Source organism: Pseudomonas sp. 01L34 (genome assembly GCF_056400265.1).
This window is the reverse complement of the sequence record NZ_JBFTSX010000011.1, coordinates 44220-65677: the sequence shown is the minus strand read 5'-3', so window position 1 is coordinate 65677 and position 21458 is coordinate 44220. Positions and strand designations below refer to the sequence as shown.

The 21458-nt window shown below is 60.3% G+C and carries 17 protein-coding genes and 1 pseudogene; 7 read left to right on the top strand and 11 right to left on the bottom strand.

What is annotated here, in order from left to right:
* Positions 1–28 precede the first annotated feature (28 nt).
* From sixA to AC1DQM_RS27695, 3 genes are read right to left on the bottom strand one after another with little or no spacing between them, the layout of a single operon-like run.
* Positions 29–481, bottom strand: a complete 453-nt coding sequence (gene sixA / locus AC1DQM_RS27705) for a phosphohistidine phosphatase SixA (protein WP_018926279.1) — start codon at positions 479–481, stop codon at positions 29–31.
* Positions 478–828: a DUF4389 domain-containing protein gene (locus tag AC1DQM_RS27700; RefSeq protein ID WP_018926280.1), complete on the bottom strand. Its 351-nt coding sequence runs from the start codon at positions 826–828 to the stop codon at positions 478–480. Before AC1DQM_RS27700 ends, sixA begins: the two co-directional genes overlap by 4 nt.
* Before the next feature lie 35 nt (positions 829–863).
* Positions 864–1886, bottom strand: a complete 1023-nt coding sequence (locus AC1DQM_RS27695; protein WP_018926281.1) for an NAD(P)H-dependent glycerol-3-phosphate dehydrogenase — start codon at positions 1884–1886, stop codon at positions 864–866.
* Between the two features lie 196 nt (positions 1887–2082).
* On the opposite strand from AC1DQM_RS27695, the gene AC1DQM_RS27690 reads away from it, so the two are divergent.
* The 6 genes from AC1DQM_RS27690 to AC1DQM_RS27665 all read left to right on the top strand — a co-directional run bounded on the left by AC1DQM_RS27690 (position 2083) and on the right by AC1DQM_RS27665 (position 9493).
* Positions 2083–4200, top strand: coding sequence for a TonB-dependent receptor plug domain-containing protein (locus tag AC1DQM_RS27690; RefSeq protein WP_192350862.1), 2118 nt, complete (start codon positions 2083–2085; stop codon positions 4198–4200).
* A gap of 1 nt (position 4201) precedes the next feature.
* Positions 4202–5134: an ABC transporter substrate-binding protein gene (locus AC1DQM_RS27685; RefSeq protein WP_111455163.1), complete on the top strand. Its 933-nt coding sequence runs from the start codon at positions 4202–4204 to the stop codon at positions 5132–5134.
* Positions 5131–7032: an ATP-binding protein gene (locus AC1DQM_RS27680; RefSeq protein ID WP_477747122.1), complete on the top strand. Its 1902-nt coding sequence runs from the start codon at positions 5131–5133 to the stop codon at positions 7030–7032. Before AC1DQM_RS27685 ends, AC1DQM_RS27680 begins: the two co-directional genes overlap by 4 nt.
* 245 nt (positions 7033–7277) lie before the next feature.
* Positions 7278–7793 carry a 3-hydroxyacyl-[acyl-carrier-protein] dehydratase FabA gene (gene fabA, locus AC1DQM_RS27675; RefSeq protein WP_018926285.1) on the top strand — a complete coding sequence of 172 codons (516 nt, stop codon included), beginning with the start codon at positions 7278–7280 and terminating at the stop codon, positions 7791–7793.
* 11 nt (positions 7794–7804) lie between these two features.
* Entirely contained in the window at positions 7805–9025 is a 1221-nt protein-coding gene (gene fabB, locus AC1DQM_RS27670; protein WP_007937568.1) for a beta-ketoacyl-ACP synthase I, read from the top strand.
* A 279-nt stretch (positions 9026–9304) separates the two neighbouring features.
* On the top strand, positions 9305–9493 hold the full coding sequence (locus AC1DQM_RS27665; protein WP_018926287.1) for a hypothetical protein: 189 nt from the start codon (positions 9305–9307) through the stop codon (positions 9491–9493).
* 66 nt (positions 9494–9559) lie between these two features.
* Here AC1DQM_RS27665 and AC1DQM_RS27660 read toward each other — a convergent pair whose 3' ends face one another.
* The 8 genes and pseudogenes from AC1DQM_RS27660 to AC1DQM_RS27625 form a co-directional block, all read right to left on the bottom strand.
* Entirely contained in the window at positions 9560–10102 is a 543-nt protein-coding gene (locus AC1DQM_RS27660; RefSeq protein WP_018926288.1) for a DUF2058 domain-containing protein, read from the bottom strand.
* A gap of 25 nt (positions 10103–10127) precedes the next feature.
* Positions 10128–10961 carry a nucleoside triphosphate pyrophosphohydrolase gene (gene mazG, locus AC1DQM_RS27655; RefSeq protein ID WP_018926289.1) on the bottom strand — a complete coding sequence of 278 codons (834 nt, stop codon included), beginning with the start codon at positions 10959–10961 and terminating at the stop codon, positions 10128–10130.
* A gap of 111 nt (positions 10962–11072) precedes the next feature.
* Positions 11073–13316, bottom strand: coding sequence for a GTP diphosphokinase (gene relA, locus AC1DQM_RS27650; protein WP_018926290.1), 2244 nt, complete (start codon positions 13314–13316; stop codon positions 11073–11075).
* A 121-nt stretch (positions 13317–13437) separates the two neighbouring features.
* Complete coding sequence (gene rlmD / locus AC1DQM_RS27645; protein WP_192379495.1) at positions 13438–14790, bottom strand: 23S rRNA (uracil(1939)-C(5))-methyltransferase RlmD; 1353 nt, start codon at positions 14788–14790, stop codon at positions 13438–13440.
* Entirely contained in the window at positions 14790–15692 is a 903-nt protein-coding gene (cysM, locus tag AC1DQM_RS27640) for a cysteine synthase CysM (RefSeq protein ID WP_018926292.1), read from the bottom strand. Before cysM ends, rlmD begins: the two co-directional genes overlap by 1 nt.
* A gap of 104 nt (positions 15693–15796) precedes the next feature.
* On the bottom strand, positions 15797–16819 hold the full coding sequence (locus AC1DQM_RS27635; protein ID WP_018926293.1) for a PDDEXK nuclease domain-containing protein: 1023 nt from the start codon (positions 16817–16819) through the stop codon (positions 15797–15799).
* 145 nt (positions 16820–16964) lie between these two features.
* Positions 16965–17681, bottom strand: a pseudogene (locus AC1DQM_RS27630) (sensor histidine kinase); the annotation flags it as partial.
* A gap of 13 nt (positions 17682–17694) precedes the next feature.
* The gene (locus AC1DQM_RS27625; RefSeq protein WP_433785521.1) at positions 17695–18417 is read right to left on the bottom strand and encodes a response regulator transcription factor; all 723 of its coding nucleotides are present in this window, start codon (positions 18415–18417) and stop codon (positions 17695–17697) included.
* A 215-nt stretch (positions 18418–18632) separates the two neighbouring features.
* Between AC1DQM_RS27625 and AC1DQM_RS27620 the strand changes: the two genes are divergently transcribed.
* Complete coding sequence (locus AC1DQM_RS27620; protein ID WP_018926296.1) at positions 18633–21383, top strand: response regulator; 2751 nt, start codon at positions 18633–18635, stop codon at positions 21381–21383.
* Positions 21384–21458: the final 75 nt, after the last annotated feature.

Sequence of the window (21458 nt, the reverse complement as noted above, 5' to 3'; positions counted from 1 at the left end):
ACAAAAATCAGCGTCCTGTGGGAGCCGGTTACGGGGTTTTGATGCCGTTGAGCTTCATCGCCCCAACCAGCAGTTCATCGCCCTCAAGCTCCGCCAGTCCGGCGGTGCCGACCCGCTCCGGGTCTTGCACGTGACCATGCTGCAAATAGCCCAGCAGGTTACCGACCAGCGGGTTGTGGCTGACCAGCAGTGCGTGATCCACGGAAACCAACTGCTCTGCCACTGCTTGCGGATTATTGTCGGGCGTCAGCCATTCGACGGTGCGAATCTCCGGTGCAAAACCCAGCTCCTTACGCACCAGCATTGCGGTCTCCTGCGCTCGCAGGTAAGGGCTGGCATAAATGGCAGTCAGGTGTTTGCCCTTCAATTTGGCCGCGATGCGCTTCACCTCTTTGCGCCCCTTATCGGTCAGGGCCCGCTCGGAGTCCGGACGGGTACCGTGAGGTTCGGCTTCACCATGACGCAATACCCAGAGTTTCATAGTTTCGGTTCCTCATCTCGGGCCGGATGCGGCGCCGGCGCCACAACGTGCGGGGCTTCACCTTCCGGTGTACGCGGCGCTGGCCAGTCGGCGAACGGCCAGGGCTTCTGGTCGCTGTGAAAGCTGCCGAAACGACCGATCTGCGCCAGAAACTGGCTCAGGCTGTCGCCGAAATTCATCAGGCTGGCGCTCGGTGCGCCATATATCAAACGATAGATCAGCTGCACCAGCACCACTGCGCCGAGGATCAATTGCGCCACTTGCCAGACCAGCACGTAGACAATCATCCACAGCACCCGCAGCAGGATGGATTCGTACTTGCCTTCTTCTACTTTCGGATCGTTCATGTCTGTCTCGCTCCCTGCTCGTATCGGTTAAGTGCTTAGAAACCACTGGGGGAAATAAAGTCCACGTCGGTTTTCGGTTCGCCACGCATCAACAACCCAATCACCTGATCCAGCGTGCGCCCTTCGAACAGGATCGCGTGCAATCCGGCGACCAGCGGCATATACACGCCGACCTCCTGAGCCTTGGCCTTGAGCACCTTGAGGGTGTTCACGCCTTCGGCCACTTCGCCCAGACGCGTCACCGCATCCTCCAGGCTCAAGCCCTGGCCGAGGGCAAACCCGACCTGATAATTGCGGCTTTTAGGCGATGAGCAGGTGACGATCAAATCGCCGACGCCCGCCAACCCCAGGAACGTCATCGGGTTGGCACCCTGACTGACCGCGAAGCGGGTCATTTCCGCCAGTGCCCGGGTAATCAGCATGCTCTTGGTGTTTTCGCCCATGCCCAACGCCACTGCCATGCCGGCGATGATGGCGTAAACGTTTTTCAGCGCCCCGCCCAGCTCCACGCCAAAGCGGTCGGCGCTGGCGTATACGCGAAAGGTCCGGCCATGCAGCGCGGCCTGAACCTGCTGGCAAAGGTCTTCGTCTTCGCTGGCGACTACCGTGGCAGTCAGCGCGTGTTCGGCGATTTCACGGGCCAGGTTCGGCCCCGACAGCACGCCGATGCGCGCTTGCGGGGCGATGTCTTCAAGAATCTGGCTCATCAGCTTGAACGTATGGGCTTCGATGCCTTTGGTCAGGCTCACCAGCATTTTGCCGCTCAAAAGCTGAGCGTAAGGCGCCAGCACCGAGCGCAGCGCGCTGGAGGGCAACGCGACGAAGCACAGGTCGCAGGCTTCCAGCGTGGCTTGCAGGTCTGTGACCGCCTCCACCGCCGGAAGAATCTTGATGCCTTTGAGGTAACGCGGGTTCTCGCGATTGACCCGAATGGCCTCCGCCTGCTCGGGGTCACGCATCCACAGCCGCACCTGATGCCCGTTCTCGGCCAGCAGATTAGCCACGGCGGTACCAAAACTTCCGCCTCCCAGGACCGCAATTGGGCGCTGTTCAGTCATATGCAATCCGTTAATCCATACCAGTGGCGATGCCCGCATTATACGGAGCGGCCCAGTCGCGGCCAGCCCCGACATCAATTACCGGCACTTGTAGGAAGAAGACCAAGAAAACCGAGGAAAATGCCCACAACGTGACTGGAAAAGTCATTGCGCTCGGTTAACATGCGCGCCAATTAATCGCTATCAAGGCCGTGCCGTGTCTTTTGGCTCTCCCTCTCCTCGCTCGCCACTGGTGCTGGCGCTGATGTTCAGCTCGCCATTGCTGGCCGACGACCTGTTCCTGGACAACGGTCCGTTGCCGCAAGTGCTCACCGCGACGCGCCTGAAGCAGTCGCCGGCGGCCGTGCCGGGCAGCATGACGGTGATCGACAGCGAACTGATCAACGCCAGCGGCGCGCGGGACATCAGTGAGTTGCTGCGGCTGGTGCCGGGGATGATGGTCGGCAATATCAGCGGCAACCAGGCAGCGGTGAACTACCACGGCACCAACGCCAGCGAAGCGCGGCGCATGCAAGTGCTGATCGACGGCCGCTCGGTGTACCGCGCGGGCCTGGCCACGGTGGACTGGAGTGATATTCCGGTGGCCATGGAAGACATCGAGCGCATCGAGGTTTTCCGTGGCCCGAACACCGTCAGCTACGGCGCCAACGCGCTGATGGCGGTGGTCAATATCATCACCCGCAAACCGGCCGACAGCCACGGCACGCGGCTGAAAATCACCCGAGGCCAACGCGGCATCAACGATTTCTACGCCAGCCAGGGTATGGGCTGGGACAGCGGCGACTTGCGCCTGTCGCTGTCCGGCCAACAAGACGATGGGTTCGACTCGGACCGCACCGGCGCCGATTATCGCGACAACCGTCGTTTGAATCGCTTCAGCCTCGCCGTCAGCCAGACGCTCAATGAGAATCAGAGCATCGATTGGCAACTGAACGCCAAGGACGGGACCAACCAGCGGCCCTATACCTACAGCCCGGTGTTCTCAGGGATTACCGCCGCTGGGAACAATTCCGACGTCATCGCCAAGGACTACGCCGGCTCGCTGCGCTGGAACCTGGACATCAACCCTGATCACAGCCTTTATATTCAAGGCTCGGCGCAACACTGGGATCGTCAGCAGACTTGGCGTGCCTGCGATGCCGAGATCTCGTTCAGCCCGGAGCTGACCCAACTTTGGCACCTCAATCCCAATTACACCGAACGCCTGGCGCGCAACATCGCTCGTTTCACCGGCGCGCCCCCCGGTACAGCGGCAGAACAAGACCTGGCCAATCAGGTTTTGGCGCAATGGCGAAACGGCGCGAACAAAACGCTGTGCGGCGACATCGACCAGAGTGCCCGAGAGTCGCGCTACGACCTCGAACTGCAAGACACCCTCAGCCTGTCCGACACGCTGCGGCTGGTCAGCGGCATGAACTATCGTTACGACCGGGCCGATTCCGAGACCTACTTCAATGGCACACTCGACGACACCACTTGGCGGGCGTTCGGCCAACTCGAGTGGCGCGCCACCGAGCACTGGTTGCTGCAAGGCGGGGCGATGTTCGAAGACACGCAATTGACCGGCAGTTCACTGACCCCGCGACTGGCGGTCAACTATCTGATCAACCCGCGCCACGGTTTGCGCGCGGTGTATTCGGAAGCCGTCCGCTCGCCGGACATGTTCGAGAACAGCGTCAACTGGAGTTACCAGGTGACCAACCTGCAACCCAGTGCCTATGGCCAGACCAGCGCCCGCTATTTCGTCAGGACCCGTGGCCCGGGTGACCTCGAACAGGAACGCATGCGTTCCCGGGAATTGGGCTACAACGGCTACTTCACAGACTGGGGGCTGACGGTCGATGTGAAGCTGTTCTACGACGAAATCAACGGCATGATCAGCGAACCGCTGCGCAACAATCAGTACATTGCCAGCAACTCGAACAGCTCACGATTCTCAGGGACGGAAACCCAACTGGACTGGCGCGTCAGCAGCACCGATCGTCTGCGCCTGACGTACGCCTATGTCGATGCCGAGGCGAGCAACCCGCTGGATGCACAACAAACGGCGCGCAACAGCGGCTCCGCCGGTTGGCTGCGCAACTGGGGCCAGGGCTGGAACAGCGCGCTCTTCTACTATGGCGCCGACGCCCTCAACGGTTACCGCTTCGAACGGGTCGACACCCGCCTCGCCAAACGTATCGGCTTGGGCAAGGCCAATCTGGAGCTGGCCGGGATCCTCCAGCAACGCCTCGACAATCAGCCCACCACTTTCGTCGACAACAACTACGACGAACGCCGGGTGCTCTACTTCAGCGCGGAGCTGGAGTTTTAAGATGCCGTATTGCCTGCCACGGAAGACGCCAACCCTTGGCCGCCTGCTGGCCGGGCTGTGCCTGGTGTTTGCCGGGCTGCTGTGCAATCTGCCGGCCCGGGCCGCCGACATTCTGCTGACCGGCGCCGACGACAGCCCTGGCGTGCAGTCTTTCGTCCAGGCCCTGAGCGAGTTGCGCCCCACCGACAGCGTGCGTTTCCAGCCGGTCGCCAGCTTGCCGGCACCCGGCCAACTGCCTGCGAGCACCCGCCTGATTCTGCTCGACTTGCAAAGCCTCGACTGGCGCCTGCAAGACGCCCAAGGCCCGGCAACGCTGGTGCTGCGCATCAGCCGTCTGCAAGCCCACCAACGCTTTGGCGATGTTTCGCCACCGCACCTGAGCCTGCTCTGGAGCGATCCGCCGCTGGATCGACAATTGCGCCTGACCCGACTCGTCCTGCCCGAGGCTCGACGGGTCGGCGTGCTGTTCGACAGCCACAGCGAATTCCTGCTGAAGGAACTGCATCAGGCAGCCCTGCCCCTGGGCCTTGAAGTGGTCACCGAGCGTTGGGACAACACCAATGACAGTCGCCCGTTGCAGGCCCTGCTGAAAAACAGCGATGTGCTGCTGGGCCTGGATGATCCTGATCTGTACAACCCCAAAACCGTGAAAAACCTGCTGCTCAGCAGCTACGCACGGCAGCTGCCGCTGATCGGTCCCAATGCCGCCTTCGTCAGGGCGGGCAGCCTCGCCAGCACCTACAGCGACCAGAGCGATTGGCTGAAGATTCTCGACGAACTGCTCGACCGCCCCTCCAGCACCTGGCCGCGCACCCTTTATCCGCAGCACTTCAAGGTCTTGAGCAACCCGCAAGTGGCTCGTTCATTAAGCATTGAACCGATGAATGAAGCCTCTGTCGCAACACAGCTGGCCGAAGGAGAACATCGCCCATGACCTTCCATAGCGGTTGGGACATCAATACCCGTACCCAGATCATCAGCCTCGGCCCGGCGCTGCTGCTGACGTTGCTGCTGATCAGTTTCTTCACCTTCGTGCGAATCCAGGACCTGCGCCAGGAGCTCAACCACACCGGTCAACTGATCGCCAACCAACTGGCGCCGGCCACCGAATACGGGGTGATCTCGGGTAATAACGACGTGCTCGAGAGTTTGCTCAAAGCCACCCTGGCCACGCCCAATGTGCGTTTTCTGGAGGTTCAGGACAGCACCAACCGGGTTCTGGTGTACGTCGAACAACCGTCGGAAGCCCACAATCGTTCGCACCAGGTCGAAGTGTTCCAGGCACCGGTGCGGCTGCAACGCATCGCGCTCAACAATGACTTCTTCCAGAACAGCCGCACCGCCCCCACGAAGCCGGGAGAGGATTACCTGGGCCGGGTGATCGTTGGTCTGTCCAATGACGCCTTCAACCAGCGCCAGCAGGAAATCCTGTTCAAGGCCGGGATCCTGGCCCTGTTCGCCCTGCTGTTTACCTTTCTGCTGGCTCGGCGTCTGGCCAGCAGCCTGTCGCAACCGATCCATGACATCGGCAATGCGGTCAAGGCGATCCAGAAAGGCGACTACAAAACGCCCCTGCCGATTGTCGATGACACCGAACTGGGCGCCCTGTCACAACACATCAACAACCTTGCCCAGGGCCTTGAACAAGCCAGCCGCGAACAGCATCAGGCCATGGCGCAATTGATCCAGACCCGCGAGGAAGCGGAAAAGGCCAACAACGCCAAATCCGATTTCCTGGCGATGATGAGCCATGAGCTGCGCACGCCGATGAATGGCGTGCTGGGCATGCTGCAACTGCTGGAAACCACCGCGATGACCGAGGAACAGATCGAGTACGCCGCGCTGGCTTCTGAATCGACTGAACACCTGCTCAAAGTGATCAACGACATTCTCGACTTCTCGCGCATCGAACGCTCGGAACTGGAGCTGGAGCACATTGCATTCAACCTCGCGGACCTGATCACCAGTTGCGCCCAGTCGTTCCAGCACAGCGCAGTGCAACGTGGGCTTGACCTGCAACTGCAGATCCCCGAGGACATGCGCGCCCTGCAGGTTCAGGGCGACCCGACGCGGATCCGGCAGATCCTGGTCAACCTGGTCGGCAATGCGCTGAAATTCACCGAACGGGGCCGCGTCACGATCGAACCGCAGTGGCAGTCGCTGGATCACGAATTGCTGTGGTTCACCTGCACCGTGCGCGACAGCGGGATCGGCATCCCGGCCGAAAGCCTGGAATTGATGTTCAACGCGTTCCAGCAGGCCGACAGTACTATTTCAAGACGTTACGGTGGCACCGGGCTGGGGCTGCCGATTGCCCGCACTCTGGCAGAACGAATGGGCGGCACCTTGCGTGCTCAAAGCGAAGAAGGCGTCGGCTCGGTGTTCACCCTGGAAATTCCTTTGGCGCTGTATAAGCAGTCGTTGCCGGTGCTGACGCCGCGAGTACATACCGGCAATGGCCACGGCGAAGGTCGCAATGTGTTGCTGGTGGAAGACAACCCGGTCAACCGCACCGTCATTGAAGCAATGTTGCGCAGCCTGGGCTTTACTGTCAGCGTCGTCACCGATGGTGCACAAGCGGTGCGCAGCGCCGAGAGCCTGATTTTCGAAGCGATTCTGATGGATTGCCGACTGCCGGTCATTGACGGCTACGAGGCCACCCGACAGATTCGCCAACTGCCCGGCTGCGCTGACGTGCCGATCATTGCCCTGACGGCCAACGCCTTGCAGGGCGATCGTGAAGCCTGTTTGTCCGCGGGAATGAACGATTACCTGGCCAAGCCCTTTAAACGCACTGATCTGCAGCAAATTCTGCAGCGTTGGGTGCAGTAGTGCAGGCCTTTCGACGATCTGCGACTGGCGTGAAAGACGAAAGTGCGGCAGTCTTAGGCACCCGAACAGGCCCTAAAAGGGGCTTGAATAATAATTTCAGTGCACAAGTGTACATTCATGTCCTTGGTACTGTGACTTTCACTACAACGCAATAGTCTATGAGTAGGCTGCTGACTCGAGGCATGAACGCTTCGATCGGCCGGGAAGATTCGCCCCCCTGCCGCATGGACTATTGAGGAGCTCGCATGACCAAACAAAACGCCTTTACCCGGGAAGACCTGCTGCGCTGCAGTCGTGGTGAGCTGTTCGGCCCGGGTAACGCGCAACTGCCCGCCCCGAACATGCTGATGGTCGATCGCATCACCCTGATCTCCGAAGAGGGTGGCAAGTACGGCAAAGGTGAATTGGTCGCCGAGCTGGATATCACTCCAGACCTGTGGTTCTTCGCCTGCCACTTCGAAGGTGATCCGGTGATGCCGGGCTGCCTGGGCCTCGATGCCATGTGGCAACTGGTCGGTTTCTTCCTCGGCTGGCAAGGCCTGCCGGGCCGCGGTCGCGCCCTGGGTTCGGGCGAAGTGAAATTCTTTGGCCAGGTACTGCCGACCGCCAAGAAAGTCACCTATAACATCCATATCAAACGCGTCCTCAAAGGCAAACTGAACATGGCCATCGCCGATGGTTCCGTGACTGTCGACGGCCGCGAAATCTATACCGCCGAAGGCCTTCGGGTCGGCGTTTTCACCTCCACTGACAACTTCTAAGGGTTATCCGCATGCGCCGCGTCGTTATCACTGGTCTGGGCATCGTTTCGTGCCTGGGCAATGACAAAGAGACCGTCTCCGCTAACCTGCGTGCAAGCCGCCCTGGCATCCGGTTCAACCCGGAATATGCCGAAATGGGTCTGCGTAGCCAGGTTTCCGGCTCCATTGACCTTCCCCTCGAAGAGCTGATCGATCGCAAGATCTATCGCTTCGTCGGCCACGCGGCGGCTTACGCCTACCTGGCCATGAAAGATGCCATCGCAGACTCCGGCCTGACCGAAGAGCAAGTTTCCAACCCGCGTACCGGCCTGATCGCCGGTTCCGGTGGCGCCTCCACGCTGAACCAGATGGAAGCGCTGGACATCCTGCGCGAGAAAGGCGTCAAGCGCGTCGGCCCATACCGCGTAACGCGGACCATGAGCAGCACTGTTTCCGCTTGCCTGGCCACCCCGTTCAAGATCAAGGGCCTGAACTACTCCATCGCTTCTGCCTGCGCCACCAGTGCTCACTGCATCGGTACCGCCATGGAACAGATCCAGATGGGCAAGCAGGACATCGTATTCGCCGGCGGCGGTGAAGAAGAGCACTGGAGCCAGTCGTTCCTGTTCGACGCCATGGGCGCCCTGTCCAGCCAATACAACGAAACCCCGGAAAAAGCTTCCCGTGCCTACGACGCCAAGCGTGACGGTTTCGTCATCGCCGGCGGTGGCGGCATGGTCGTGGTCGAAGAGCTGGAACACGCTCTGGCCCGCGGCGCGAAGATCTACGCGGAAATCGTTGGCTACGGCGCGACCTCCGACGGCTACGACATGGTCGCTCCAAGCGGCGAAGGCGCCATCCGCTGCATGCAGATGGCCATGTCCACCGTTGACGCACCGATCGACTACCTGAACACCCACGGCACCTCGACTCCGGTCGGCGACGTGATGGAAATGAAAGGTGTGCGTGAAGTGTTCGGCGACAACGCTCCGGCCATCAGCTCCACCAAGAGCCTGTCGGGTCACTCCCTGGGCGCCGCCGGCGTTCACGAAGCGATCTACTGCATGCTGATGATGGAAGGCAACTTCATGGCGGGTTCCGCCAACATCGACGAACTGGACCCGGAAGTGGCAGACATGCCAATCCTGACCAAGACTCGCGAAGACGCCACCATCAACACCGTGATGAGCAACAGCTTCGGCTTCGGTGGCACCAACGCCACGCTGGTACTGAAGCGCTGGCAGGGTAAGTAATACCCCGCCTACGCCACACATAAAAACGCCCCGACTGGTTCGGGGCGTTTTTTTTTGGCCAGGTTTTATCTACGGCCAGACAGCCCTTTAGACATGAAACATTTGTCATGGAACTCAACAGCCTGCGACTGAATGTCGCGTATTTCGCGGGCTGCAGCACTTTCTCCGTTTTTGAAAAAGTCCGTTACCGATTTCAGTCGTTTACTTAGCCAGCTAACAAAACTTATAACAAAGGCCTGCACACGCCTTGCTGCAGATAACAGAGATTGGAGCTAGCAGATGACTGTAAAAGTAACTGAACGCGACGATTCACATATGTCCCATGAAGGCATCGCCGCCGGTATCCGCATCTGGGATGTACATCAACAAGACCTGCTGGTCGGGATGTTCCATTCCGAGACCGAAGCCCACCAATACAAGGCCGAACTGGAATCACTGGAGCAGCAACGCGAAGCGCGTTCTGCATAACCACCGCATTGAAAATGACAAACCCCGCCATGAGCGGGGTTTGTCGTTGTTGCAGCTGCTAACGGCTTACCACATCAGATCGTCAGGAATCTGATAGGCCGCGTACGGATCGTCTTCGGTGCTGACTTCTTCTGTCTTCACATTCAGCTGCACGATGCGCTGTGGGTCGCGCTCCTGAATCTTCAGGGCCGCTTCACGAGGGATCACTTCATAACCGCCAGCGTGATGCACGATCGCCAGGGAACCGCTGCTGAGCTTGTTGCGCATCAGGGTGTTGACGGAGATACGCTTGACCTTTTTGTCGTCGACGAAGTTGTAGTAGTCCTCGGTGTTCAGCTTGGGCAGGCGCGAGACTTCGATCAATTGCTTGACCTGGGCGGCTCGGGCCTTCTGCTCGGCCTTCTCCTGCTGCTGACGATTGAGCTCCTGGTCGCGCTTGACCTTCTCGGCCATGGCTTCCTGAGCCGCACGCTGCTGGGAGTCATCAAGTTCGATCTGGCCTTTGTGGGCCAGACGCTGTTGTTTCTGTTTTTCTTTGCCGACCTGTTTGGCCTGCTTTTGGTTGACCAGCCCTGCTTTGAGCAACTGGTCGCGAAGGGAAAGGCTCATGGTGCTTACTCACTTAGGCAACAGCTCAGCCGCAGCTGGGCAAATTCTTTTCCTGACGTTTGGCTTCGCCCCACAAGGCGTCCAACTCTTCGAGGGTGCAATCTTCTATGGGACGGTGGGTGTCGCGCAATGCCTGTTCGATAAATCGGAAGCGTCTTTCAAATTTTGTGTTCGCGCCACGCAGTGCGGTTTCCGGATCGACCTTGAGGTGACGCGCCAGATTGACCACGGAAAACAGCAAGTCACCGACTTCATCGGCAATCGCCGCCGAGTCATTGTCGGCCATGGCTTCAAGCACTTCATCGAGCTCTTCGCGAACCTTGTCGAGCACCGGCAAGGCGTCCGGCCAATCGAACCCGACCTGCCCTGCGCGCTTCTGCAGTTTTGCCGAACGGGACAACGCCGGCAGTGCCGCGGGTACGTCATCGAGCAAGGACAACTGCTCCGGCGCCGAAGACTTCTCGGCGCGTTCTTCGGCCTTGATCTCTTCCCAGCGTTGCTTGACCTGCTCTTCATTCAGACGCGGGACGTCCAGCGGCGCGTACAGATCCCCGGTGGGAAATACGTGAGGATGACGGCGGATCAACTTGCGCGTGATGCTGTCGACCACGCCAGCGAATTCGAAGCGCCCTTCTTCCCGAGCCAGTTGGCTGTAATAAACCACCTGGAACAACAAGTCGCCCAACTCACCCTGCAAGTGATCGAAATCGCCGCGTTCAATAGCATCGGCAACTTCGTAGGCTTCTTCCAGGGTGTGCGGGACGATGGTGGCGTAGGTTTGCTTGATGTCCCACGGGCAGCCGTACTGCGGGTCGCGCAGACGGTTCATCAGGTGCAGCAGGTCTTCAAGTGAATACATCAATCAATCTCTGCGAGAACCTGTGGGAACCTGGCTTGTCGGATCGCCGCACCGCCGCGATCCGACAAGCCAGCCCCACAAAAGCTTGGCGGCCACAAAAAAGTGAACGCCTTACGGTGTGCGGTTACGGCGGGTTTCGATGATGTTCGGCAACTGGGAGATCCGCCCCAGCAACCGCCCCAGCGCATCCAGCCCCGGAATCTCGATGGTCAGGGACATCAACGCAGTGTTGTCCTCTTTGTTCGAGCGGGTGTTGACCGCCAGCACGTTGATCCGCTCGTTGAGCAGCACCTGCGACACGTCACGCAGCAGACCGGAACGGTCGTAAGCGCGAATGATGATGTCCACCGGATAGGTGAGCACCGGCACCGGCCCCCAGCTGACCTGGATGATCCGCTCCGGCTCGCGCCCGGCCAGTTGCAGCACCGAGGCGCAGTCCTGACGGTGGATGCTCACGCCACGGCCCTGGGTGATGTAACCGACGATGGCGTCCCCCGGCAACGGCTGGCAGCAGCCGGCCATCTGGGTCATCAGGTTGCCGACGCCCTGGATCTGGATATCGCCGCGCTTGCCCGGTTTATAGCCGGTGGCTTTGCGCGGGATCAGCTCCAGCTGTTCGTTGCCGCGTTCCGGCTCGACCAGTTGCTGCGCCAGGTTCACCAGTTGCGCCAGGCGCAAATCGCCTGCGCCCAACGCAGCGAACATGTCCTCGGCGGTCTTCATGTTGGCCTTTTCGGCCAACTTGTCGAAATCCACCTGCGGCAGGCCGAGGCGATTGAGTTCGCGCTCGATCAAGGTTTTACCGGCCGCAACGTTCTGATCGCGGGCTTGCAGCTTGAACCAGTGAACAATCTTCGCCCGCGCCCGTGACGTGGTGATATAGCCCAGGTTCGGGTTCAGCCAGTCGCGGCTCGGGGTGCCGTGCTTGCTGGTGATGATCTCGACCTGTTCACCGGTTTGCAGGCTGTAGTTGAGCGGCACGATGCGCCCGTTGATCTTGGCGCCGCGGCAGTTGTGACCGATTTCGGTGTGCACGCGGTAAGCGAAGTCCAGCGGTGTCGCGCCCTTCGGCAAGTCGATGGCATGACCGTCAGGAGTGAAGATATAAACCCGGTCCGGCTCGATATCGACCCGCAGCTGTTCGGCAAGGCCGCCGATATCGCCCAGCTCTTCGTGCCACTCGAGAACCTGACGCAGCCAGGAGATTTTCTCTTCGTAGTGGTTCGAGCCGGACTTGACGTCGGTGCCCTTGTATCGCCAGTGCGCGCAAACCCCCAGCTCGGCTTCTTCGTGCATGGCGTGGGTGCGGATCTGCACTTCCAGTACCTTGCCTTCAGGGCCGATTACCGCGGTGTGCAGCGAGCGGTAGCCATTCTCTTTCGGGTTGGCGATGTAGTCGTCGAATTCTTTCGGGATGTGCCGCCACAGGGTGTGGACGATGCCGAGCGCGGTGTAGCAGTCGCGCATTTCCGGCACCAGCACGCGAACGGCGCGCACGTCGTAGATCTGGCTGAACTCCAGACCCTTGCGCTGCATTTTGCGCCAGATCGAATAGATGTGTTTGGCACGGCCGCTGATGTCAGCCTCGACGCCGGTGGCCTGCAACTCGTTCTTGAGCTGGGTCATCACATCGCTGATGAAGCGCTCGCGATCCAGCCGTCGCTCATGGAGCAACTTGGCGATCTGCTTGTACTGGTCGGGCTCGAGGTAACGGAAGGACAAGTCCTCCAGCTCCCACTTGATATGACCGATACCGAGGCGGTGAGCCAGCGGCGCGTAGATGTCGAAGACTTCACGGGCGACGCGGTTACGCTTCTCGTCATCGGCGGTTTTTACCGCACGGATCGCACAAGTGCGCTCGGCCAGTTTGATCAGCGCGACGCGCACGTCGTCGACCATGGCCACGAGCATCTTGCGCAGGTTTTCCACCTGGCCTTGGGTGCCCATCACCATGGATTTACGCGGACTCAGACTGTCGCTGATCGCCGCCATGCGTTGCACGCCGTCAATCAGTTTGGCGACCACCGGGCCGAAGCGCTGGCTGACCGCCGGCAACTGGATCTGGCCTTCGCGCACGCCGCGGTACAAGACTGCCGCGACCAACGAATCCTGATCGAGTTTGAGGTCGGCGAGAATCTCGGCGATCTCAAGGCCGGTGCGGAAACTCGAGGTCCCTTCGGACCACAGGTTTTTCGCCGCATTGGCTTGTTGTTCGGCCTCGCGAGCGAACTCGCAGGCTTCTTTCAAGGCTTCGCGATCCAGTGCCGTATCGATACTGACCGCGTGATCGAGCCAAGCCTCGAGATTGATACTGCCGTCAGTGTTGATCGGCTGGTGTGCTCTCACCTGTACCATCTTGCTTTACCTTCCCTACGACGCAGATTCAATGCGTCAAATCGCTGACCTTCATTGTCCGGGCGCCCCGCCGGGCTGATGCGTGGCGGCACGGACGGTCAGTCGGACCAGACGAGCCATCCTAGCTCGCTTCAAATAACGCCATGGCCTCGACATGCGCCGTTTGAGGAAACATATCGAGAATCCCGGCACGTTTTAACCGGTAGCCCTGCTTGATCAATTCGACCGTGTCGCGCGCCAGAGTTGCAGGGTTGCACGACACATAAACCAATCGTTCGGCACCCAGGGACGCAAGCTTGCGCACCACCTCGAAAGCACCGTCGCGAGGTGGGTCCAAGAGTACCGCACAAAAGCCTTCGCTGGCCCATTCGGCATCAGCCAAAGGCTGGGATAAATCGGCCTGAAAAAATTTCGCGTTATGCAAATTATTACTAGCGGCGTTCGCGGCGGCCCGCTCGACCATGGCCTGCACACCTTCCACCGCCACCACTTCACGAACGGTCCTGGCCAGCGGCAAGGCAAAGTTGCCCAACCCGCAGAACAGGTCCAGAACCCGCTCATCGGCTTTCGGCGCCAACCATTCCAGCGCCTGAGCGACCATCGCTTCGTTGACCCCGGCGTTGACCTGGATGAAATCTCCAGGCCGATACGCCAGGTTCAAGTCCCACGGTTCAAGGCGATAGCCCAGGGTCTGATCGGCCTCGACCGGTTGCGGCTCGCCGTCGCCATGCAGCCACAACTGGGCCTCATGGAGCGCGCAGAATTCCTTGAGGATCGTCATGTCGGCTTCGGACAACGGCGCCATGTGCCGCAGCAATACCGCCAATGACGAACCGCTGAACAATTCCACATGCCCCAGTGCCTGAGGTTTGCTCAAGCGCCGCAGCATATCCGGCAAGCAGGTCATGATCGGCTGCAAGGGCTGTACCAGCACCGGGCACTCGTTGATGGCAACGATGTCCTGGCTGCCGGCAGCGCGGAAACCGACTTCGAGTTTTTTCGCCTTCATGTCCCAACGCACCGCCACCCGGGCACGACGCCGGTAGCCGAATTCAGGACCGCTCAATGGCGCAGCCCACTCTTCGGGTTCGACGCCGGCAACCCGCGACAATTGCTCGGCGAGCATGCGCTGTTTCAGGGCGAGTTGTTCGTTGTGGGGCAGATGCTGCACGCTGCAACCACCGCAGCGACCGGCATGGGCGCACGGTGCCGGGCGGCGCAATTGGCTGGCCTGGAACACCCGCTCGGTACGCGCCTCGACCACTTTACCGTGGGCACCCAAGACCCGCGCCTCGACCTCTTCACCGGCCAAGGCGCCGATGACGAACCAGGTGCGACCTTCAAAAAATGCGATACCGCGACCGTCATTAGCCAGGCGCTCGATGGTCAAACGCTGCTTTTTGCCGGTCGGGACTTGCGGGGCCTTGCTGCCGCCCGTGGGCTGAAAGCGCAGGCCTCTCTCTTGCTTGGCCATCAGTTGGGCGCGTCGAAAATGCCGGTCGACAAGTAACGGTCGCCACGGTCACAGATGATCGCGACAATCACCGCGTTTTCAACTTCTTTGGACAGGCGCAGCATCGCCGCCACGGCACCGCCCGAAGACACGCCGCAGAAAATGCCTTCTTCGCGCGCCAGACGACGGGTCACGTCCTCGGCCTCGCTTTGCGCCATGTCGACGATCCGGTCCACGCGATCAGCCTGATAAATCTTTGGCAGGTATTCCTGCGGCCAGCGGCGGATGCCCGGAATTGCCGAGCCTTCCATGGGTTGCAGACCGATGATCTGCACGTTCTCGTTCTGTTCTTTCAGGTAGCGCGAGACACCCATGATGGTGCCGGTGGTGCCCATCGAGCTGACGAAATGCGTGATGGTGCCCTGGGTCTGACGCCAGATTTCCGGACCGGTGGTGGTGTAGTGCGCCTCGGGGTTGTCACCGTTGGCGAACTGATCAAGCACCTTGCCACGGCCTTCGGCTTCCATTCGCTGGGCGAGGTCGCGCGCGCCTTCCATGCCTTCTTCCTGGCTGACCAGAATCAGCTCGGCGCCATAGGCCGTCATCGCGGCTTTACGCTCGGCGCTGGAGTTGTCCGGCATGATCAGGATCATCTTGTAACCCTTGATCGCGGCGGCCATGGCCAGGGCAATCCCGGTGTTACCCGAAGTCGCTTCGATCAGCGTGTCGCCGACGTGGATCTGCCCGCGCAATTCGGCGCGGGTGATCATCGACAGCGCCGGACGATCCTTGACCGAACCCGCCGGGTTGTTCCCTTCGAGCTTGAGCAAAAGCGTGTTGCTGGTGACGCCAGGCAGGCGCTGCAAACGGACCAGCGGAGTGTTGCCGACGCAATCGGCGATGGTTGGGTACTGCAAGGTCATGGCGTATTCGCAATCCGGACTGCGGGGGCGCCTATCATACCGGCAAACGTGCGCAGGCCATATCACGCAAAGTAAGGGGCTTATGGCTTATGGGAATAAGCAGTTCACTCCTCTTCTCCTTGTGCAATATTCAATGCATAAAACTCATGCAATTTGGCCTGCAGCAGCTGTTTGTCCGGAAGCTGGACCTGGTATTCAGCGATCAACGCTGGCGACAGGCTGCGGTTAAGGGCGTATTCGACCACTTCGTCATCCTTACTGGCGCAGAGCAACACACCGATGGCCGGGTTTTCGTGGGGTTTGCGCTCCTTGCGATCCAGCGCTTCCAAATAGAAGTTCAGCTTGCCCAAATACTCCGGCTTAAAACGACCGACCTTAAGCTCAATGGCTACAAGACAATTAAGGCCACGGTGGAAGAACAGCAGGTCCAGGGAAAAATCACACCCACCCACTTGAAGCGGATACTCGGAACCGACAAAGCAGAAATCGCGGCCAAGCTCGCTCAGGAATTCTTTGAGGCGCGCCATCAACCCTTTATGCAGATCAGTTTCGGCATGGCCACCCGGCAGGTCGAGAAACTCGAGCATGTAGGCGTCGCGGAATATCTCAAGCGCTGCCGGGTGGGCTTGTCTCAGCACTGCTGAGATTTTTGCTGGTTGGGTCACGCTTCGTTCAAACAGTGCGGTTTTGAACTGACGCTCTAGTTCGCGCTTCGACCATTTTTCCTGAACTGCCAAACGCACGTAGAACTCCCGCTCTTCCGGCCGTTTACTCTGGCTGAAAATGATCAGGTTATGCGACCAGGACAATTGTCGCACCAGTGGTGCGACTTTCTCTTCAGCGTGATAAGTCTCATAGAACTGGCGCATGCGAAACAAGTTCGACCGGGTAAACCCGCGCAACCCCGGTTGAGTCTGAGCCAGATGCTCAGCCAGTTGGCTGACCACAGAATCGCCCCACTCAGCCTGTTCCAGCTTGCGGCTGATGTAAGCACCGACCTGCCAATACAGCTCGATCAACTGGGTATTCACCGCCTGCATGGCCTGCTGTTTGGCATTTTGAATCAGCGCAAGCACTTCATTGAAACGGTCGTCGTGTGCGTTGCCGGGGACGCTGGATGCATTCATACCGAACTCCTGGAGGACGAGGAAAAACGCGAGTCTATTCCGTCAAGTCAGGCTTAAGGTGTCGGCGATACCCTTTAAGAAAGGTCGTACAAAATAACGGGAACGCTCCGGCAAAATCAGCAAGCCTCTTCGCGGCCGGGGTTGATCACGCAATTTGTGGTCGACACATATCAATTGTGGGAGCGGGGGCGTCATCATTGTCGCCATGGAGATCAGCCAATAACAGCATATTCAGCCGTAAGCCCCGCCCTGCATTCTCCGCCCAAAGCCGCCCGCCCTGGCGCTGCACCGCATTCCTCGCAATGCTCAACCCCAATCCGAACCCACCATCCCCCGGCCGTGAACCGTCGAGCCGGATGAACGGCGAGAAGATTCGCTCAAGATCCTCGTCAGCCACTCCACCGCCCTCGTCCTCCAGCCACAGGTGCCAAAAGTCGCCATCACGCCGGCCACCGAACATCACGGCACCGCCCTGCGGTGAATGACGAATGGCATTGCGCAGAATGTTTTCCAGTGCCTGGGCCAGGGTATTGAGATGGCCGCGCACCCAGCAGGAGGCATCCACCGCACAGTGCAACTGACTCGCCGGCCAGCTGCTTTCATAGCAAGCGTTTTCCGTGAGCATTTCCCACAAGGCCTGGACCTGGATCGCTTCATCGGGCAAAGACGTGCACTCGGTGTCGAGCCAGGCCAGTTGCAGCGCATCCTCGACCAGGCGCTGCATGCCGTCGACTTCCCGGCTAATGCGCTCGCGCAATTGCTCCAGGTCCTGCTCGCTTTCGCAGGCCACCCGCAACCGGCTGAGCGGCGTGCGCAATTCGTGGGACAGATCGTGCAGCAGTTGCTGTTGCAGGACCACCGTGCGGCCCGGCGCGTCAGACCACTTCATCGACCGCACTCAATACGTACCCTTTGCCCCACACCGTGCGCACTTCACGCTCGGTGTAACCGATGGCCTTGAGCTTGCGGCGAATCTGACTGATGTGCATGTCGAGGCTGCGGTCATGGGGCGCATAACCGCGCTGCAATACCTGCTGATAAAGGAACGCCTTGCTCAACACTTCATCGTCGTTGCGGTTCAGCGTGTCCAGCAAGCGGTACTCGCTGCGGGTCAGGCCGGCCGCGAGTTCACCACAAAAGACCTCGCCCAGTTCATCGTCAAAACGCAGGCAGTCCGTCGCAGGGGGCGTCGGTATCGGCGCTGGTCGACGGTCGAACGCCACCCGCCGCAGGATCGCTTCGATGCGCACCCGCAACTCGGCCATGCTGAAAGGCTTGGGCAGGTAATCGTCGGCCCCGAGGCGAAAACCACTGATGCGATCCGCCTCGGCACCCAGCGCCGACATCAGCACCACTGGCGTGGAATGGCTCTGGCGCAATTGGGTCAACACCGCCAGGCCATCGAGCCCCGGCAACAGAATATCCATCAACACCACATCGAAGGCCTGCTGGCGCGCAATCGCCAGGCCTTCCTGCCCGTTCTGGCACCAGGTCACCTGAAAACCGCAGCGCCCCAGATGCTCATAAACATAAGCACCGAGCACTGGATCGTCTTCGATAGAGAGGATGCGAGGATGGCCAATCGCGATGGGAGTCATGAGTATCTGCAAATAATTCTCAATTGCTGATTATTCAAGATTGCCTCTCCAGGGGCAACCCAAGGTTTGTCTCCCTGGGCCAAAGCATTGAACTGACCGACGAATGACGACATCAATTTTACGAAGATTGCCCGCATGCAAATCGCTACACTGCGCAGGTGGCGCGTGCCGGACGCATGTGCAGGTCAATAAACAGCTGGATGCAGGAGAGATGCGTGCTCAAGAAACTGGGAATTAAAGGCCGCGTGCTGTTACTGACCCTGTTGCCGACCACCCTGATGGCGTTGGTCCTGGGCGGCTATTTCACCTGGATGCAGCAATCGGACCTGCAAGCCCAGCTCATGCAACGCGGCGAAATGATCGCCGAACAGCTGGCACCGTTGGTGGCCCCGGCCATGGGTCGCAAAGACAACGAGCTGCTGGAGCGCATCGCCACCCAGTCCCTGGAACAGACCGACGTGCGCGCGGTGACCTTCCTCGCCCCCGACCGCACGCCGCTGGCCCATGCCGGCCCGACCATGCTCAATCAGGCCCCCCTGGGCAACGGTTCACAGTTGCTGCGCCGCAGTGGCAATGACGCCACGCGTTACCTGCTGCCGGTATTCGGCAAGCACCGCAACCTGGCCGGCGACCTGATCCCCGATGAAGCCGACCGCCTGCTGGGCTGGGTCGAACTCGAACTGTCCCACAACGGCATGCTGCTGCGCGGCTACCGCAGCCTGTTCGCCAGCCTGCTGCTGATCGGCGGAGGCCTGGCCGGTGCGGCGCTGCTGGCGTTACGCATGGGCCGAACCATCAATCGGCCATTGAGCCAGATCAAACAGGCCGTGGCACAACTCAAGGACGGTCACCTGGAAACCCGCCTGCCGCCCCTCGGCAGCCAGGAACTGGATGAACTGGCGTCCGGCATCAACCGCATGGCCGGGACGCTGCAGAACGCTCAGGAAGAATTGCAAAACAGCGTCGACCAGGCCACCGAAGACGTGCGTCAGAATCTGGAAACCATCGAAATCCAGAACATCGAGCTGGATCTAGCGCGCAAGGAAGCCCTGGAGGCGAGCCGGATCAAGTCCGAGTTCCTGGCCAACATGAGCCATGAAATCCGCACGCCGCTCAACGGCATTCTCGGCTTCACGCACCTGCTGCAAAAAAGCGAACTGACGCCGCGCCAGCTCGATTACCTGGGCACCATCGAAAAGTCCGCCGACAGCCTGCTGGGGATCATCAACGAGATTCTCGATTTCTCGAAAATCGAGGCCGGCAAACTGGTGCTCGACCATATTCCGTTCAACCTGCGCGACCTGCTGCAAGACACCCTGAACATCCTCGCCCCGGCCGCCCACGCCAAAGAGCTTGAGCTGGTGAGCCTGGTTTATCGCGATACGCCACTGTCGCTGGTGGGCGATCCGTTGCGACTCAAGCAGATCCTCACCAACCTTGTGAGCAATGCGATCAAGTTCACCCGCGAAGGCACCATCGTCGCCCGGGCGATGCTCGAAGAAGAGCATGAAGACAGCGTGCAACTGCGCATCAGCATTCAGGACACCGGCATCGGTCTGTCGAACCAGGACGTGCGCGCCCTGTTCCAGGCCTTCAGCCAGGCCGATAACTCGTTGTCCCGACAACCCGGCGGCACCGGCCTCGGATTGGTGATTTCCAAACGGCTGATCGAACAAATGGGCGGCGAGATCGGCGTCGACAGCACGCCGGGCGAAGGCTCGGAATTCTGGATCAGCCTGAGCCTGCCCAAAACCCGCGACGACGCCGAAGACCTGCCCGGCCCACCGTTGCTCGGGCAGCGGGTGGCCGTCCTGGAAAACCATGAACTGGCCCGTCAGGCATTGCAGCATCAACTGGAAGACTGCGGCCTGAGCGTCACGCCGTTCAATACCCTGGAAAGCCTGGCCAATGGCGTGACCGGCGCTCACCAGACCGATCAGGCAATCGGCTTGGCGGTGCTCGGCATCACCAGCAACGACATGCCGCCGGAGCGCCTCAACCAGCACATCTGGGACCTTGAACACCTGGGCTGCAGAGTGTTGGTGCTGTGCCCGACCACCGAACTGACGCTGTTCCATCTCTCGGTGCCCAACCCCCACAGCCAGCTCCAGTCCAAACCCGCCTGCACCCGCAAGCTGCGTCGGGCCCTGTCTGATCTGGTCAACCCGCGCCAGCAGCGCAGCGACCCCGCCGAGCCGGTTTCCAGCCGCGCGCCGAAGGTCCTTTGCGTGGACGACAACCCGGCCAACCTGCTGTTGGTGCAAACCCTGCTCGAAGACATGGGCGCCAAGGTGCTCGCGGTAGAAAGCGGTTACGCCGCGGTCAAGGCCGTACAGAACGAGACTTTCGATCTGGTGTTGATGGACGTGCAAATGCCCGGCATGGATGGGCGCCAAAGCACCGAAGCCATTCGCCAATGGGAAAGCGAGCGGCATTGCACGCCACTGCCAGTCGTGGCCCTCACCGCCCATGCGATGGCCAATGAAAAACGCGCGTTGCTGCAAAGCGGCATGGACGACTACCTGACCAAACCCATCAGCGAACGGCAACTGGCGCAAGTGGTGTTGAAATGGACGGGCCTGGCGCTGCGCAATCAGGGTCCGGAGCGTAATAGCGATAACAACAGCGGTCATGAACTGCAGGTGCTGGACCACGAAGAAGGCCTGCGCCTGGCGGCCGGCAAGGCCGATCTGGCGGCGGACATGCTGGCCATGCTGCTGGCCTCCCTGGAAGCCGACCGCGAGGCCATCCGCGTGGCCCGTGAAGCCAACGACCAGAACGCCCTGATCGAGCGGGTCCATCGCCTGCACGGGGCAACCCGTTATTGCGGCGTCCCGCAACTGCGCGCCGCCTGCCAGCGCAGCGAAACCCTGCTCAAGCAACAGGACCCGAAAGCCCCCGTCGCACTGGAAGAACTCGAACGCGCCATCAATCGCCTCGCGGCCCATGCGCGCATCAATGCCTGATGCAGCGCAATAACGCAGGAAGGCCTGAACGCTAAGCTTAAACCCTATGGCAGCTGCCGAAGGCTGCTACGGGGT